Origin of the sequence: Bacillus shivajii, assembly GCF_020519665.1 — a bacterium.
In the GTDB taxonomy this organism is placed as follows: domain Bacteria; phylum Bacillota; class Bacilli; order Bacillales; family Salisediminibacteriaceae; genus Bacillus_CA; species Bacillus_CA shivajii.
Genome location: NZ_CP084703.1, coordinates 3,392,050 through 3,408,793 on the forward strand (window position 1 = coordinate 3,392,050; position 16,744 = coordinate 3,408,793).

At 37.1% G+C, this 16,744-nt stretch carries 15 protein-coding genes; 2 read left to right on the forward strand and 13 right to left on the reverse strand.

Translation table 11 applies throughout. The features are described from left to right. The first annotated feature begins 16 nt into the window (after positions 1 to 16). Positions 17 to 403, forward strand: coding sequence for a nuclear transport factor 2 family protein (locus tag LGQ02_RS16425; RefSeq protein ID WP_226515419.1), 387 nt, complete (start codon positions 17 to 19; stop codon positions 401 to 403). A 70-nt stretch (positions 404 to 473) separates the two neighbouring features. Here the strand turns inward: LGQ02_RS16425 and LGQ02_RS16430 are convergent, their stop codons facing one another. The 3 genes from LGQ02_RS16430 to LGQ02_RS16440 form a co-directional block, all read right to left on the reverse strand. Next, positions 474 to 1,844, reverse strand: coding sequence for a UDP-N-acetylmuramoyl-tripeptide--D-alanyl-D-alanine ligase (locus LGQ02_RS16430; RefSeq protein WP_226515420.1), 1,371 nt, complete (start codon positions 1,842 to 1,844; stop codon positions 474 to 476). A gap of 784 nt (positions 1,845 to 2,628) precedes the next feature. Beyond that, a complete protein-coding gene (locus tag LGQ02_RS16435) occupies positions 2,629 to 3,726 on the reverse strand; it encodes a D-alanine--D-alanine ligase (protein ID WP_226515421.1) in 1,098 nt (365 codons plus the stop codon). Between the two features lie 448 nt (positions 3,727 to 4,174). Next, the gene (locus LGQ02_RS16440) at positions 4,175 to 4,912 is read right to left on the reverse strand and encodes a DUF3784 domain-containing protein (protein WP_226515422.1); all 738 of its coding nucleotides are present in this window, start codon (positions 4,910 to 4,912) and stop codon (positions 4,175 to 4,177) included. Between the two features lie 229 nt (positions 4,913 to 5,141). On the opposite strand from LGQ02_RS16440, the gene LGQ02_RS16445 reads away from it, so the two are divergent. Then, positions 5,142 to 5,300 carry a YjcZ family sporulation protein gene (locus LGQ02_RS16445; protein ID WP_226518351.1) on the forward strand — a complete coding sequence of 53 codons (159 nt, stop codon included), beginning with the start codon at positions 5,142 to 5,144 and terminating at the stop codon, positions 5,298 to 5,300. Positions 5,301 to 5,367: 67 nt separating this feature from the next. Here the strand turns inward: LGQ02_RS16445 and LGQ02_RS16450 are convergent, their stop codons facing one another. The 10 genes from LGQ02_RS16450 to LGQ02_RS16500 form a co-directional block, all read right to left on the reverse strand. After that, positions 5,368 to 5,733 carry a hypothetical protein gene (locus tag LGQ02_RS16450; RefSeq protein ID WP_226515423.1) on the reverse strand — a complete coding sequence of 122 codons (366 nt, stop codon included), beginning with the start codon at positions 5,731 to 5,733 and terminating at the stop codon, positions 5,368 to 5,370. A 219-nt stretch (positions 5,734 to 5,952) separates the two neighbouring features. Then, on the reverse strand, positions 5,953 to 6,891 hold the full coding sequence (locus LGQ02_RS16455) for an acetamidase/formamidase family protein (protein WP_226515424.1): 939 nt from the start codon (positions 6,889 to 6,891) through the stop codon (positions 5,953 to 5,955). 197 nt (positions 6,892 to 7,088) lie between these two features. Further along, complete coding sequence (pflA, locus tag LGQ02_RS16460; protein ID WP_226515425.1) at positions 7,089 to 7,814, reverse strand: pyruvate formate-lyase-activating protein; 726 nt, start codon at positions 7,812 to 7,814, stop codon at positions 7,089 to 7,091. A 5-nt stretch (positions 7,815 to 7,819) separates the two neighbouring features. Beyond that, complete coding sequence (gene pflB, locus LGQ02_RS16465) at positions 7,820 to 10,045, reverse strand: formate C-acetyltransferase (protein ID WP_226515426.1); 2,226 nt, start codon at positions 10,043 to 10,045, stop codon at positions 7,820 to 7,822. Between the two features lie 308 nt (positions 10,046 to 10,353). After that, positions 10,354 to 11,097 carry a sigma-70 family RNA polymerase sigma factor gene (locus LGQ02_RS16470; protein WP_226515427.1) on the reverse strand — a complete coding sequence of 248 codons (744 nt, stop codon included), beginning with the start codon at positions 11,095 to 11,097 and terminating at the stop codon, positions 10,354 to 10,356. Between the two features lie 13 nt (positions 11,098 to 11,110). Then, positions 11,111 to 11,284 carry a hypothetical protein gene (locus LGQ02_RS16475; protein WP_226515428.1) on the reverse strand — a complete coding sequence of 58 codons (174 nt, stop codon included), beginning with the start codon at positions 11,282 to 11,284 and terminating at the stop codon, positions 11,111 to 11,113. Positions 11,285 to 11,465: 181 nt separating this feature from the next. Further along, positions 11,466 to 13,568 carry a response regulator transcription factor gene (locus tag LGQ02_RS21400; RefSeq protein WP_319003482.1) on the reverse strand — a complete coding sequence of 701 codons (2,103 nt, stop codon included), beginning with the start codon at positions 13,566 to 13,568 and terminating at the stop codon, positions 11,466 to 11,468. Between the two features lie 12 nt (positions 13,569 to 13,580). Continuing rightward, positions 13,581 to 13,814 (reverse strand): hypothetical protein, encoded by a 234-nt coding sequence (locus LGQ02_RS16490; protein WP_226515429.1) that lies wholly within the window; start codon positions 13,812 to 13,814, stop codon positions 13,581 to 13,583. A gap of 14 nt (positions 13,815 to 13,828) precedes the next feature. After that, a complete protein-coding gene (locus LGQ02_RS16495) occupies positions 13,829 to 15,250 on the reverse strand; it encodes an ATPase domain-containing protein (protein WP_226515430.1) in 1,422 nt (473 codons plus the stop codon). 200 nt (positions 15,251 to 15,450) lie between these two features. After that, a complete protein-coding gene (locus LGQ02_RS16500; protein ID WP_226515431.1) occupies positions 15,451 to 16,527 on the reverse strand; it encodes a M42 family metallopeptidase in 1,077 nt (358 codons plus the stop codon). Positions 16,528 to 16,744 lie beyond the last annotated feature (217 nt).

The following is a 16,744-nucleotide window of genomic DNA, read 5'->3' on the forward strand; positions in this document are numbered from 1 at the left end:
AAAAAGGGATGGTGTTATGGACGTTAATTTGAAGCAACATTTAAAAGAATTAGAGGAAAGGCATACAAACCTTGAGATTCGTAAAAGTACAGATGAATTAAACAATATTCTTGATGACCGTTTTTTCGAAATAAGTAGTTCAGGCTATATGTATAATAAAAAGGAATGTTTAGAAAGTGGCGTTATTTTGACGGAAATGACACTTCACAATTATGAAATATATCCTTTAGCTTCTGACGTAGTACTATCTACTTACTACATCGAGGACAAAACTAGAAGTCGAAACACACTTCGAAGTTCTATATGGAAGCACAGTGATGGTAGATGGCAATTATATTTCCATCAAGGTACAATCACTGAGTTACAATTAAGTGAAATTATTGAGAGGAATAGCGATAGCTAAGTAAGCTATCGCTAATGTATATCACTTTTTTAGTATTAAAGACTTTAATGGGAAGTGATCCCATATAGTATTAAGTTAATGCATTGACTACCTCTTCTAATTTCATGCCGCGGGAGCCTTTGACTAAGACAATAGCCCCTTCTTCGACGACTTCTTTTAGTTTAGCAATTAACATTTGTTTGTCATCGAATGCCAAAACATGATTAGGTGAAAAATTTACTTTTGCCCCTTCTGCAATTTTCCTCCCAAGTTCTCCTATCGTGAAAACATAATTAATTTTACTATTGTCAATACCTTCTCCGACATCATAGTGGAAGGCCTCTTCACTATCACCTAGTTCTAACATATCGCCTAAAACGACAATTTTTTTCTTATATCCGTTTAAATCTTGAAGTAACTCAATCGCTGCTTGCATGGATGTTGGGCTCGCATTATACGCATCATTAATCACTGCCACTCCATCCTCGCCTTGGATCAATTCCGTTCGCATGCCCGTAATCTGAATCATTTCCAGCCCTTTTTTTATGTTAGGCATCGACACATCAAACTGTTTAGCAATAGCAATGGCAGATAGCGCATTATTTATATTATGTTTACCGAGAACTGGAATAAAAAATTCTGTCTCGTTTTCTCCATTGATCGTAAAATAAGTGCCATTCGTCTTCTGGTCAATCTGCACCGGGTAATAGTCGTTTTTCTCAGAACTGCCAAAGGTTTTAACATGAAACGGACAGTTCGTCACTTTTTCTGTTAAGAGCGGTTCATCTCCATGGATCACGAGGCTCCCATGTTCCTTGAGGCCTGCCGTAATTTCAAATTTTGCCTCAGAAATTCCTTCCCGTGATCCTAAATCTTGTAAATGGGATTCTCCAATATTAGTAATGATTGCAGCCTCGGGTTGCGCAATGTTTGAAAGAAGCTCAATTTCTCCTCTTCCGCTCATTCCCATTTCTAACACAGCCAGTTCCGTATCTTCCTCTAAGCTGAGAATGGTAAGTGGGAGCCCAATATGGTTATTGTAATTCCCCTCTGTTTTTTGGACCTTGTAAGTTGAACTAAGTACAGAAGTGACCATGTCCTTCGTCGTTGTTTTTCCATTGCTTCCAGTAATTCCAACGACTTTTGCGGGAAGGCTCGCTAAATAGTTTTTTGCTAAATTCTGCAACGCCAATAAAGTGTCTTCAACATATATAAGTGGTACACCTTCTGGCGGGTTCGGCTGGTCCTTTTGCCATAGGCCTCCAGATGCTCCATTCTCGACAGCTGCTCTCATAAAATCGTGGCCATTAAAATTCTCGCCAACAATAGGGATATACAGATTTCCTTTTTGTATTGTTCTTGTATCTGTGGAAACTCCTGCAACCTCGGTGGTAGAAGTGTCTGGACCAACAGTTTCTCCATTCACCCATGTAGCAATATCCTTTAACTTCCTTTTTATCATCGGACTCGCTCCTTCTTGTTAATCGTATCGTATGTTTTATACAAGCTACCCTGAAAATAAGTGCTGATGTTTGACAGTTTATGTGCTCGCTTTCACCTCTAGGTACAAGTGCAACATCTGTTCTAGCTTCGTTCCACTTGTTATCACAGTGTCTTCTTTGCACCTCTAGGCACAAGCGCGACATCCGTTCAAGCTGCACTTCGTTTGCTTTCGCGGTGTCTTCTTTGCCGCGGGCACGGCCTCAACTTCCCAAAACTCTCAAAGTTCGTTTTGGGTGATTTTCTGCTAACCTGCTTCTTCCTCTGCTAGTTTTGCTACGTAGCTTAATGCGTCGGCGCAACTCACTGTGACTCGACGAAGCTTTGTTCGTCGCTGTTCCCGCAGGAACGAGCAATGCTTCGCCGATAATGCAACGAGTTGTCTCGACAGATACACTACGAAGCTTTGCTTGTAAAGGAAGAGACAGTGCTCGCAACATGCTTCCAAATTCACCTTAAATATAGGCTTTGTTAAAGGCTAGTGTTGATTTTACAAAATTACACTCGCTTGCCGCGGGCAAGGCTTCAGCTAATCGGGAAAAAGCACCCCGATGGATCTTCAGCTCTTGCTTTCCCGCAGGCGTCTCGTGATTTTTGAAAATCAACATTGAAGATTAACAGAGCCTAAATATAAAAGCTAAAACCATTTTTATGCACCATCGTCGGCCTTCTCTATTTGCTCGTTTTATTTTATGTATAAAGAAGGCTGACTCGTATTGGAGTCAACCTCAGAACTATTTTATTCCTTAAAACGTATGTTTAATCTTTTGTTTTTCCTCGTGACGCTCAACGCCAAGTTCGACAAGTTTTTCAATTAGCTCAGAATACTCTAAGCCCGATTCTTGCCAAAGCATCGGGAACATACTAAATGGTGTGAAACCTGGCATTGTGTTCACTTCGTTCATGAGGACCTCACCGTCTTTTGTGATAAAGAAATCTGCGCGGACAAGACCGGAGCAATCGAGAGCTTGAAAAGATTGAATAGCTACAAGCTTAATTTCCTCATATTCTTCGTCGGAAATATTAGCAGGAATAATAAGCCCAGTATCGCCATCTTCATATTTCGCTTTATAGTCATAAAAGTCTGTTTTCGGAACGATTTCACCTACAACCGAACATTCAGGATCATCGTTTCCTAAAACGGCGATTTCCACTTCTCGACCGTCAATCCCTTCTTCAATAATAATTTTGCGGTCATATTCAAAAGCTTCCTCAAAGGCTTTTGCTAAACTTTGGCGATCCTTACATTTACTGATTCCTACACTTGAGCCTAAGTTCGCCGGCTTGACAAAACAAGGGTAGCCAAGTTTTTCTTCGACGCTTTTGTATGCTGTTTCCGCGTCCTTTTCCCAATCTCCACGTAAATACCATACATATCTAGCCTGCTTAATACCCGCCTGTTCATAGATGTTTTTCATCATGACTTTATCCATTCCGGCAGCGGAAGCTAGCACGCCATTACCGACATAAGGAATGTTCAACAGTTCTAACAATCCTTGAACAGTCCCATCTTCCCCGTTCGGCCCGTGCAGTAACGGGAAAACGACATCAATTTTATTTTCAGACGTATCGTTGTTGTCAGCTTTTGTTGCAACGGAGAAGATTTCTGAGTTTAACGCAAGAGGAGAGATTGATTCGCCTTCTTCTTTTAGTCGAAGCTTCTTGACATCATCAACGGGACCTTGAAGCTGAGCTCCCCTGACCCACTCTCCAGTTTCTGTAATATATATTGGATGGACTTCATACTTTGTTAAGTCTAATGCTTTAATAACAGCTTTTGCAGTTTGTAATGAAACTTTATGTTCAGCGGATTTTCCACCATACAATAATCCTAGTTTAATCATGTTCACCCTCCATAACGATTTATCCTTCTCATTGTAACATTTTCGCTTCTAAGTTAAATACTAATTTATCCCTAGTTTCCACCCGTACTCGCTTATTAGCCTATTTTTAAATAATGTATGTAGAGATCTTTTCTTTGGGCATGTTTCTTCGAATATTTTTTCGATATGAAGCTAGAGATTATGTCTTGGCTAATATTTTATTTTCGATACATTACTACATGAACTCTTTACTTGCGACTTCCACTCCTTACTTGCGACAACGTTATTTCTCTCTTCTTTGAACAAATACCTGTAAATGTTTCGTTTTAAACAATTCAAATAACATGTGAAGAAAAATGTATGAATCGAAAAACCTAGCGAGGGAACAACAGCCCAAGCTAGGTCCTTTTGGGCATAACTTTTCTTCGATGCAGTATTCTAAGGACGCTTTACTAAACTGCTTGCGCCTTTATTCACCCTCTACATTCCTCTTTAAGGCTTGAAACCATTCTTTCGTTTTCGTTTGGTTCTTCGCATTGATGTATAATGACTCGTTTTCAGTTTCTATTAAAATAAACGGTGGGGAATCTTTGTGGACGAAAAGCCAGGCATCTCCAACTTCTTTTAACCTATACCTTCCTTTTGCTCGTTGGCCGATTGAAAAGCCATGTGCTCTCAACTTTACTTCTGGTAGTTGATCGACAATTTCGACGTATCTAATATCAGCTACTTGCCACTTCCCTCCGTAATAACCAGAAACACGAATTTCTTCTTCATTTACAGATAATTCGCTTGATTGATAAGCAGCAAACATGACAAATGCAATAATGCTAACTGTAATAAATTGCGCACCTAGAATGATTAATAACGTACGTTTTTGATTTTTCTCTGAACGCTTCTTATTAATCATAAGCAGATGAGTAAACATATAAACAACTACAGCGAGGAAAGAACCCTCAACTGAAAACGGAACTGATAAAAGGGCAAGTATGAACCCAATAAGGAGAATTATCCCGCTATTAATTAAAACTCTTCCTACCGCTTGCGGATACCCATTATTAATTAACTTTCGTTTTTCTTCCTTACTTTTTAACGCAAATCCAGAGATAAGATCATATATCTCTTTTTTCAGGATAAAATATCCTCCCAAAAACAAAAGAACCATCGGGATCATTATAGTAATAAACTTGATGAATGATTGTTCCATGCAAACTCCTCCAGACCCACACGATACAATGGTCCTTATCAGTAGCTTTATATAAGGCCATACTTTATTTCTATGTTTTTAGTAAAAAAAAAGAAACGAATATTACATTTAAAAATAACACGTTCATAACTGGGATACCCGTCCAATTTCAAAAATCTCCGCTCTTGTTCATGCCGATCTGGGTTTTATTGCATAAGGTATAGTATCCACATCGAAAGGTGGTGCGATGATGAGTTATTACTATGGATATGGAGGATGTGGCTGTTACGGTTCTGGTTACGGATATGGATATGATTATGGATATGGTTATCAACCATCTTATGGAAACGGATTTGTATTAATTCTTGTACTGTTCATCTTACTCGTAATCATCGGAGCTGCTCTTTAATCCAAATGACATGGCATGGCAACCTCTAAAAAAGAGCATAAACCTCAGCAAATGAGGTTTATGCTCTTTACGTATGTTGACTTTCCCAATCACGTTCTTTTTTGCGCGCATAGATGTGGTGGCAAATTGCATTAATAAAAAAAATAGCTGCCATTATGGCAAAAAATGCATTCCAGCCTAAAACATAATAAAAGCTATAATTACGTAAATTTTCAATATACAAGCCTGATGGGTCAACGTAAGGACTTAAAAAATGATAAATGATAAAAGTCAACAGTACAGACCCCAATACTTGAGCCGATATATATAACGTGGATTTCTTCCCCGTCATCTCGAGTCTTTCAATAAAAATAAAGAAAAGGTAGCCAACACTAACAAAAATAAGGAAAAATAATATTAGTAAAGAAATAATTAATGTCGCTTCATTGATCAACTTCTTTTCCTCCCTCAATATGAATAGAAACATACTCAATTTTAAGTGATTTTACTTTTTGTATACGTGTGATATTTAAGAAAAGTTTCATTTTTTCAAAAAAAAACGTGTAACTATTTTTTGCATAGTAAAAAGGCTATTAATATGCTGTATAGTGTCAAATATATTTGAAGTGACTGAATGACACTTAGCATATAACAGCCTTCAAACAATGATTTCTTATTTAAAAATATCTAGAGGCAAGAATGATGAAACGAGATAATGCGGCACATCAACGACTTCACTAATCTTTAAATCGACAGCGACACTACATAACGCGTACGCTTCTTGATCATTAAGTCCATAAACGGCTGTAAGGTGCTCAATCATGTAACTTACGGACTTCTTTGTTGCTGTCATTAAATCTTCTCCATAGCCGGTTGTCACATGATACCCTTTCTTACTTTGTCCAGATAATAACGGTCCTGGTGTAGTAAATTGCGGTTCTTGGATTTGCTTTCCTTTGTGCAATTTAAACTTTAATTGTATGTCCATTGGGGCTTCAATGGCTGTCCCACATACTTCACCATCGCCTTGCGCAGCGTGTGTATCACCGACAGAAAACAACGCACCTTCAACCCACACTGGTAAGTACAGTTTCGTTCCTTTCGTCAAATGGCGAATATCCATGTTGCCACCGTTTTTTCTCGGAGGTACAACACTATGCTCGCCAGCTTCAGGTAACGCGACACCAATCGTTCCTGGAAATGGATTTGTTGGGATTTCAATCCCTGGCAAAAACTCTGCTTTCTTGTCCTTTTGCAAGTCCCAAATTTTTAAAAAAGGGTCGTTGAATTGTTCGTTCAATAATCCAAACCCAGGAATTACAGCTGTCCACCCCCAGCTTTGAGGACCAAATCCTTCAATTTCAACTTCTAATGTATCTCCTGGCTTTGCCCCCTCCACGAATACAGGACCTGTTACAGGGTTAACTTTTGAGAAATCTAAATTCGGCACATCTTCTGTTTTTGACTGTTGTGTAAGTTGTCCACCAGAAGCATCTAACACTTCAAAATGAATACTTTTCCCTGGTGCAATTGATAATACAGGATCAATCGATTTATCCCAAACAAAATGATGGCAATGACTATGAATGGTATGATCGTGTCCGCCCCCCATCCTAACCCTCCTAAAATATTTCGAAATTTGAAATAATACACTTATTTTATCATATTTTTCAGATATTTCATATTCGTAGGTAGCTTACGCCACTAGTTCAAATACACCGATTTCACAAACGATGAAAACAAAATGAAGCTGTCTCATCAATTCTAAGTTTTTTAATATCTTAGATTGTGAAACAGCTCCACTTTAAATTAAATATTTACGATTTTTTTACCACAGATCCGTTCATATGCAGCTTCGACTTCACCGTCTGTCGGTGGGGCTAAGTGAGTCAGTTTATTTTCTAATCCGAGCTGTTCCCACTTGTATTCTCCCATCTTATGATACGGAAGGACATCGACCTTTTCAACGTTAGACAATGTATTAATAAAGTTATGCAGTCCTTCCAAATCTTCTACACGATCTGTATACGTAGGAACGAGTACATATCGAACCCAAATCGGAATGTTTCGTTCATCTAGTTTTCTAGCAAGTTTTAACGTGTTCTTATTTGAAAGACTTGTTAATTGTTCATGTTTTACTGGATCAATTTGTTTAATGTCCATTAAAACAAGGTCCGTTAATTCTAATATGTTGTCAATGTTCTTTGGAATGACAGAACCTGCGGTATCAAGAGTGGTATGAATGCCTTTTTCTTTACACTGTTTAAACAAGGCTTCAATGAAGTCTGGTTGCAAAAGTGGTTCACCACCACTTACCGTTACACCTCCGTTTGAAAACTTCATATACGGAATGTATGCTTCGACCTCTGCCATAAGAGTATTGACATCCATCTCTTCCCCACCTTGTGGATTCCACGTGTCAGGGTTATGGCAATACAAGCACCTTAACGGACAGCCTTGTAAAAAAATGACGAAGCGTAGGCCTGGGCCATCAACGGTACCACAAGATTCTACTGAATGAACATTGGCTTTCATATTAATCACATACTTTCATGGAAGGTTCGATTCACAACATCCATTTGCTGTTCCCTCGTGAGTTTAATGAAGTTTACAGCATATCCAGATACACGAATCGTCAGTTGCGGGTATTTCTCTGGGTGTTCGATTGCATCTAATAAGTGATCGCGGTCAAAAACATTAATATTAAGGTGGTGTCCACCTTGCGTCATATATCCGTCAATGATCGCTGACATATTATTGATTCGATCTACCGTCTCTTTCCCTAATGCTTTAGGAACGATCGAAAATGTGTAAGAGATTCCGTCTTGCGCATTTTCATAAGGTAGCTTAGCTACTGAATTAAGGGAAGCAAGCGCACCTTTTTGGTCTCTTCCGTGCATTGGGTTCGCTCCCGGGGCAAATGGTTCGCCAGCTTTTCGGCCATCAGGAGTGTTTCCAGTTTTCTTACCGTAAACAACGTTTGATGTAATCGTAAGAACGGATTGCGTTGGAACAGAATTACGATATGTCGGTTGTTCACGAAGTTTATTCATAAAGGAACTTACGAGATTTGTTGCGATTTCATCGGCACGCGAATCATTATTACCGTATTTCGGATAATCTCCTTCAATTTCAAAATCAGTTGCTAAGCCATTTTCATCTCGGATGACCTTGACTTTTGTGTGTTTAATGGCACTTAAACTGTCGGCAACAACAGATAATCCAGCAATTCCACACGCCATCGTTCTTAATACGTCACGGTCGTGTAGAGCCATTTCAATTCGTTCATACGAATATTTATCATGCATGTAATGAATAACATTTAATGTTTGAATGTATAGATCAGCTAACCAGTCTTGGATTTTTTCGAAATTTTCCATAACATCGTCGTAATCTAAATACTCTGAAGTAATCCGCTCAAGCTCAGGTGCTACTTGAATGTTAAGTTTTTCATCTTTTCCGCCATTAATTGCATATAAGAGGGCTTTTGCTAAGTTTGCTCGTGCACCGAAAAATTGCATTTGCTTTCCGATACGCATTGCTGATACACAGCAAGCAATTCCGTAATCATCACCATAATCTTCTCTCATTAAATCGTCGTTTTCATATTGAATAGAACTCGTTTCAATCGACATTTTTGAGCAATATTTTTTAAACCCTTCTGGTAGCTGTTCGGACCATAATACCGTCAAGTTTGGTTCAGGAGCAGGTCCTAAGTTTTTCAATGTGTGCATAAAACGGAATGAGTTTTTTGTAACAAGTGGTTCTCCGCTTAATGACATACCACCAATTGATTCTGTTACCCATGTTGGGTCTCCACTAAATAATTCATCATAATCTGGTGTACGTAAAAACTTTACGATACGAAGCTTCATAACAAAGTGGTCAACGAGTTCTTGTGCTTCTACTTCTGTTAATAGACCACTTTCAATGTCGCGTTCAATATATATATCTAGGAAAGTTGAAATTCTTCCAATACTCATCGCTGCACCATTTTGCTCTTTAATTGCTGCTAAATAGCCAAAGTATAGCCATTGAAAGGCTTCTTGAGCATTATTTGCAGGTTGCGAAATATCGTGCCCATATGAAGCGGCCATCTCTTTTAATTCTACGAGTGAACGAACTTGTTCAGATATTTCTTCACGATTTCGGATCGTCTCTTCACTCATCACACTTGTTAATGTTTTAAGTTCAGCTTTCTTATCTTCAATGAGGCGGTCCACACCATATAGAGCTACACGACGGTAATCACCAATGATTCTTCCTCTGCCATATGCATCAGGTAGACCAGTGATTACTGCTGATTTTCTCGCTAGTTTCATTTCATCAGTGTATGCATCAAAGACACCTTGGTTATGCGTTTTACGATAGTCTGTAAAAACTTTCTCAATTTCAGGGTCTAAATCAAACCCGTATGCTTCAGCTCCTTGCTTCATCATGCGAATTCCGCCAAAAGGCTGGACGGAGCGTTTTAACGGAGCATCCGTTTGTAAACCGACGATTTTTTCTTTGTCTTTGTCGATAAAGCCAGGGTTATGGGATGTAATCGTTGAGACGGTCTTCGTATCAATATCAAGCACGCCTCCATTATCCCGCTCTTGTTTCATCAGTTCTAATAGCTGATTCCACAATTCTTTTGTTGTTTCAGTCGGCTTTTCTAAAAATTCATCTGTTCCTGTATAAGAACGAACATTTCGTAAAATAAAGTCACGAACATTAATCTCCTTTGTCCAATCTCCTGCTTTAAAGTTTCCCCATTGTTCCATTAATGACAACTCCCTCTCTTGTATGTGACAACATTCACATACTCTTTTAAAAAAATTTCATAAACATTACTTTATATTCATTTTTGCTGTACATGTTTATCTACAACTCTATTATAACGCATTAGTCATCAGATAAGTTTGACACATTTGTGACGTGTTAAATGTATGAATGTGTATATACGCATCCTCGTATTAATCAACATATTAAAATACCATAAATATCCAAGTACCAGGCACCTGGATAATTATGGTTATATATAATAAGTAAACAATTATATAACGAACTTGACCTTGACTGGTTCGCCGTTTTATTTCAAATCATTTTTCCATTCGTGCACGATCGGTACCTTACTCAATTTTTCTACTACTCTTCTACGAAGGCGAGATACGTGCATTTGTGAGATTCCTATTTCCAATGACGCTTTGTTTTGAGATAAACCTTTCATCACTGTATAATAAAAAACTTCTTGTTCCATTGGGGTTAAGTATTGTTTTAACTCATCTAAAAAAAGTTGCATATCAATATCATCGTAACCTTTTTCTTCTGATGTCAATATATCTATCAACACTGCATCTTCTTCATTTTGTACGGGTTGTGATAATGACATGGGTTGATAAGAGTCCCAAGCCATAACAATTTCAGTTAGTTGCTCCTCGGTAATATCTAAATACCTTGCCAATTCGTCCTGTTGTGGCATTCTACCTAACTTGTTTCTTAATTCTTCCGTTGCTGACGTTAATTTTGAGCCAATATCTTTTATCGTCCGTGAAACCTTCATTGACCATGTGTAGTCTCGTAAATAATGTTTGATTTCTCCTATAATATTTGGAATCGCGTAACTATGAAACGATACATTTTTCGAAGAATCATATCTTTTCGCGGCAAGTAGTAATCCAATCATCCCCGCTTGAATGAGGTCCTCTAAATTCTCTTTATTACTACTAGCATATTTATGGGCAAACTTCATGACTAATGGTTTATATTTTATGACTATTGCATTTAATTCTTCATTATTTGGAATTGTTACTTGTTCTTTAGTGAGAGCAGTCATGATTTTTCCTCCTTTATGACACCTTTACAACATTTACTGCAAGCTTTAGCTTTTCGATCATTTCTTTTTTCACTTGTGAATCAGAAAATTCACTCATATATATATTTATAATTGTGTCTAACTCTTGAATGAATTCCTCTTCTGATTTAATTTCTTTTAAGTAGTTCAAATAATTGTGTTTTCCCATAAGACACAACCTCCATGATTTCCAATTTATAACAGATCCTATGAATTTTCTGAATCTTACTATGTCCTTATCATCGTTCTTTTTCTACATATTTTGTATCAGTTACTCTTCCTATTTTCTTTTCCCATAAAAAAATAGGAGTAGTCTCCTACTCCTATCGAACAAGTCCTATACTATATTCTTATGTCATTTGATAGTATTTCGAAATTGCTTGTACACGGTCTTTAACATCCAACTTTCGAAACAAATTTGTTAAATGATTTTTCACCGTATGTTCACTAATATATAGTTTTTCAGCAATATTTTTATTGTTCTTCCCTTCTACAATACATTTGAGCACTTCTAGTTCACGCTTTGAGAGACCATAGTCTTCAAGTTGTGCTTTCGACTGAAATGTCGTTCCCCTCGTTTCAACATTAAGTTCAACCGTTTTCCAACGGTCCAAAAATGTGTGAATATGCATGTATAGATCTTTATCTATTTGATCATGTCCTACAACTTTCCTACTTGAGACATATTGAGTCACCAAATAGGCAGTTTGGCTTTCTTCTTTTATGGGACCCGCGATCATATTCCCTTGTTTTAACTGCCTAAATTGATCTACTGCTTTAATCAATTCTGGAGGAATCTTTCTTTTTTGTAAAAACTCAGCTGAATATGTTTGCAACTTTAAAATGTTTTTTAGCAGATTCAGTTGACTTATATCATATTTCATATAAGTACTAAAATTTTGTAACAGCTCTGAGGTTTCCTCATACTGTTCATTTGAAAAAGTGTTTAATTCAACAGCGCATTCAAATAAATCATGAATAGTTGATTCAACGCCGTGCCCTTGTTTTTGACTAACTTTTTCTAAGGCGAGACTTCCTAAGCCAGCAAAACTTATTAATATCATTTTATATTTTTCATAGTCACTTTCGTTCTTTATTCCTACTGAAAGGTAATACACTTGATTATCATACAATATCGGACACTCACAGAAGTAATTACCTTCTACCTCAATTAGACGACTTTTTGGTAATTCATCAATGGCTTCAACTTGCTGTTTTATGTGTTCACTATATGCCTTTAATACATTTTTGGGCATGCCCCGAGAAATAACTTTATAACGTCCATGGTGTATGTCACTTTTGACAATGAATGCAGAGCAACTTGCTGGGACAATGTTCAAGCTCATGTCTGTTAATAAATAAAGCAGCCGTTCATAATCATTGACTTCAGAAAGAACTGAAAAGACTTCTGTTAACCCTTCGAGCCTCAAAGTTAAATCCTTTACCCTCGTCTGCATATCTTCTTTTAATAACTTTTGTTGAAACAAGCTTGATATAATTTTTGTAAATTGAACAAAGTTTTGACTAAACACATCTCTTTTTTTACTTGCAAAGAAGTATAGTGTTCGAACTCGTTCTTGACGCATAACAGGAATTGTTAATAGCGAAGAAAAGTTTAATCCTAAACTTTCAAAAAAGTACTTCCTATCATCATCTTCTTCAATACGATTCCAAAAGCGAGGTTCTGTACTCATAACTCCTTGACCTAAAAAGCGCTGTCCATACATGAAATAGGGGTCAGAAACAGTAACAGACTCCCCGCTTTCATTAAATAAATTCGTTATTTTATATGTAAAGTCATCTTCCATCTCACATGTTCCCCAAAAGGAAATCGTAAATTGACCTTTATTTTTTGATGCGTTTTGAAAATATGCTTTCAAAGCATCAATTGGATCATGATGTTTTATGACTTCTTGTAAAAGGTCCTGCCTATTGATTAAAAGTTGATCACTGTTAACATGAAGGTATGTATTGGCGATTTCACAATATGTATGTAATGTAGCCATCACTTCTGACATATCAGTTTGGTCAACAAGGGGGATGGAATTTAAAGCTTTTGTCCACTGTTTCTTTTCAACTTCCTCTTGCTTTTCAATAAACTTTTTTATGTATTCTACCTTCTGTTTCTCTACAAAAAAACCTGCCCACAGATAGCCTAATACTTCGTCATCTTCAACCATCGGTACAATCATTGCTTCTAACCCTGGAACACCTATGTATGAAGAATCAACTGTTACTGGCTTTTTCACTTGGTTAGCAAGTATCATCATCTCATCAGACAATGGGTGCTCAATTTTTTTAAACGATAAATATTTCGAAACAAGACCGGTTATATGCGAAGGGGGCGTCACAAGACTCCCCCTTCCATTGATCACCATAACTGTTATATTAAAATGTTTTGAAACAACCTCTTGGATTTGCTGAAGCTTTTGCATACGTTCTTTATTAATCACAGGTACCACCACTTAAATAAGACTTTCATCAGGTTCACGGTAGTGATAAATTGCTTCTAAATCTGAATCGATTTTAGCGAGGATCGTTCGTTTATTTAATTCCTCTAATGCGATTTGAATATCTTCAGGATGTCTTCCAAGACGGTTTGCGATACCCTCAACGGTTTCAAATGTAAATCGGTTTTCCTCAAAGAAAGAAATACATTCGATTTCTAACGGTAATAATTCATCCGAGTTTTTCACCATTTTACTCAAGCCCCTTATATTAATCGAATAAATGGTTTTTCATCGATATTTTGTACGATAAACGGTTTTGATACTCTTCCGTTCGGTGCTTTCATGACTTGTAAGTGTTGATAATTTCCATCTACCCATGTTTTAATCACACCTGCACATAATCTTTCCAAATATGCGTAGTTGTGTTCTTCAATTTGTCTATAATTATTTAATACTGTTATAGTAATGCCCATATCGAGTAATTTTGGAACATCTTCTGAAAAGAATTTCCACACGAATTCCTCACCAAGCTTTTTGTAGAGCGTATTTAAGTCAAGGTGGAACGTCCATTGGCCGTAACCTTCAACCTTACCAAAGAGACTTTCTTTCATTTGCTCAAAAAACTCTTCTCTAGAACTTACATGTGTTCCTAGTGAAATAGATTTGAGATCTGTTAGCATTGTCTGGTCATTTGGTTCAATAAAAACAACCTTCTCTTCATCTGTCGCATCTTTTACTGATACATCAAATAATGAATATAACCTGTCTATCTCATTTTCATTTGATAAACTAGAGAGGAGAGTAATAATTTTTTCTCCGTTTATTACACGATTTGTATGGATTGAAGTTAATAAGTAACGATAGTTTGCTTTACTATTCGTATCGATCATAAACAGTGACCCTCGTGGAATCCCTCCACCAAGAACACTGTCTAGTTGCTTCAAACCTGTAGGAATATAACTCTTTTGATCTGAGATGACCTTGTCTTCGACCATCGATAATGAAGGAATTAAGATAACCCCTTCTCCTTCTTCGATAACAAAAATATGTTCACCTAATTCGATTTTCGTTCCACGCATTTTTCTTACTTCTAGTGTACGTTTACGGTAAATCTCATAATTCTCTTTTAACTTAAGAGAAAAGACACCATCGACGATGAAATATTCAAGAGGAACTTGTCCAGTTGGTGATGTATTTTGTTCATTGATTAAAACTGACGTTAATGAATACTTTTTCAATGCATTCCTAAAGGCATAAAACTTTTGTCGATACTTTTCTTCTTCGTCAAAACCGTATTTTAATAAGCTAATACTATCAATGACAATTCGCTTACATTGAAGCTCATTAATCAATGATTCGATTAAACCATCTTTTTTAAATACCTCATTTAACAATATTTTTGGGGAAAGACATAATATCCGTAATTTATTGTCACGCTCAAGTGATTTTAAATCCCAGCCAAATTGAGCCATATCTGAATATAACTGTGTTGGGAGCTCTTCAAACGTGACGTAAATTCCAGGTTCGTCGTGTTCAAGGATTCCTTTCACTAGAAACTGCATTCCGATATTCGTTTTCCCTGTTCCTGGACCACCCTCAAGAATGACACAGCTATTCTTTGGAATTCCGCCATTTAGTACGTGGTCTAATCCTTCAATCCCTGTTTTTTTTCGCTCCACTTCCATTCACCTCTTACATCCTTCTTGCTTGTAAAAAAATGTGATTCACTTACTAGATTATTAGCATAGTTATTGTGTTTAATCAATGAGGATATTCCTCGTAAATAAGTATATATATGGATTTCAGCTCTCTACATAATTGAATATAGAGCTGTCTTTATAACATTTACGAGACAGCTCTATCATTTAAGTTCTGTCAGTATTCATTATATAAACGACATACTTCCCCATTCATCTTGTGATTTGATCAATGCCGTTAATAGGAGAAGACCTTGTTCGAAATCATTCAAATCCGCTACTTCTACTGGCGAATGAGAGTATCTTCTTGCAAATGTGATGGCACCTCCTAATATACCATCACGCTCTAAATGAACGGCTGCTAAATCTGTTGTTGCCCCACTCATAACCGCTAGTTGGTACGGAAGTTCCTTTCTTTTGGCCGTGTTAACAATTAATTCCTTCATTTGTCGAGACATAATGTTTCCTCTTACAGCACCACCGGCTAAAGCTGGAACAACTGGTCCTTTTCCTATTCCAACAGGGTATCCACTCCCTAAGCTATCAGGTGTATCTGCACATGGAATCGTATCAAGAACAAACGCATAATCTGGATTTACTTTATGAGTGGCTACTTTTGCACCGCGCAGTCCAACTTCTTCTTGAACGGCAACTACTCCTACAACCGTTCCTGCAAATTCTTCATTTTCGAGTGATTTGAACAGTTCTAATAATAAAATACAACAACTTCGATTATCGATCGCCTTACCACAGATTAAATCTTTATTGGTAAACCTCTCAATATCACTAACATATGTAATCGGGTCGCCGACTTTTATTCCCATATCTGATACTTCATCTCTAGATGATACGCCAATATCAACATACAAATCATAGATAGAAGGAACTTTCCCTCTCTCTTCTGGAGTTTGTAGATGACCTGCTTTTACACCAATAACCCCAAAATGACCATTTACATTCACTTTTCGACCAATCATTAAAGCTTCTAACATTCCCCCAGTGCGTTCAATTCGTAAAAAACCACGTTCATCGATATCTCGAACGACACAACCTATTTCATCAGAATGAGCGGAAATCATGATCGTTGGTCCTGGCTTTGTTCCTTTTTTAAAAGCATAAATGTTTCCCATATGATCGACTTCAAGTTCATCTGCATGAGGTTCAAATAATTCCACTAACTTTTTAACAACGAGTTGTTCATGTCCTGGACTTCCTTGAATGGCTGCGACTTCCTTTAACTGTGTGAAAAATTGCTCTTTAAACATATAGAGCCCCCTAGTATAATATTTTCTTTATTTTCACACAAAACAAACTATTTCGCAACTCGAATTAATTTAAACAGCGCAATTCGCTAATACACTCTTAACTATTTTTATTTGCCCACTTCATGTGAACCTTTAAACTTTTTTCTAGTCAAAGATAATTTGAAACATCACACCATAGTACCCGTAAAAAGAAATAAAACAAACGTCTTCTTAACTT

Excerpts from the sequence above, each read along its gene's own strand:
- LGQ02_RS16495 (WP_226515430.1), bottom strand. The coding sequence starts at position 15,250 with ATGGAAGTGGAGCGAAAAAAAACAGGGATTGAAGGATTAGACCACGTA.
- LGQ02_RS16445 (WP_226518351.1), top strand. The coding sequence starts at position 5,142 with ATGAGTTATTACTATGGATATGGAGGATGTGGCTGTTACGGTTCTGGT.
- pflB (WP_226515426.1), bottom strand. The coding sequence starts at position 10,045 with ATGGAACAATGGGGAAACTTTAAAGCAGGAGATTGGACAAAGGAGATT.
- LGQ02_RS16470 (WP_226515427.1), bottom strand. The coding sequence starts at position 11,097 with ATGACTGCTCTCACTAAAGAACAAGTAACAATTCCAAATAATGAAGAA.
- pflA (WP_226515425.1), bottom strand. The coding sequence starts at position 7,814 with ATGAAAGCCAATGTTCATTCAGTAGAATCTTGTGGTACCGTTGATGGC.
- LGQ02_RS16475 (WP_226515428.1), bottom strand. The coding sequence starts at position 11,284 with ATGGGAAAACACAATTATTTGAACTACTTAAAAGAAATTAAATCAGAA.
- LGQ02_RS16455 (WP_226515424.1), bottom strand. The coding sequence starts at position 6,891 with ATGGGGGGCGGACACGATCATACCATTCATAGTCATTGCCATCATTTT.
- LGQ02_RS16430 (WP_226515420.1), bottom strand. The coding sequence starts at position 1,844 with ATGATAAAAAGGAAGTTAAAGGATATTGCTACATGGGTGAATGGAGAA.
- LGQ02_RS16440 (WP_226515422.1), bottom strand. The coding sequence starts at position 4,912 with ATGGAACAATCATTCATCAAGTTTATTACTATAATGATCCCGATGGTT.
- LGQ02_RS16500 (WP_226515431.1), bottom strand. The coding sequence starts at position 16,527 with ATGTTTAAAGAGCAATTTTTCACACAGTTAAAGGAAGTCGCAGCCATT.
- LGQ02_RS16490 (WP_226515429.1), bottom strand. The coding sequence starts at position 13,814 with ATGGTGAAAAACTCGGATGAATTATTACCGTTAGAAATCGAATGTATT.
- LGQ02_RS16435 (WP_226515421.1), bottom strand. The coding sequence starts at position 3,726 with ATGATTAAACTAGGATTATTGTATGGTGGAAAATCCGCTGAACATAAA.
- LGQ02_RS16425 (WP_226515419.1), top strand. The coding sequence starts at position 17 with ATGGACGTTAATTTGAAGCAACATTTAAAAGAATTAGAGGAAAGGCAT.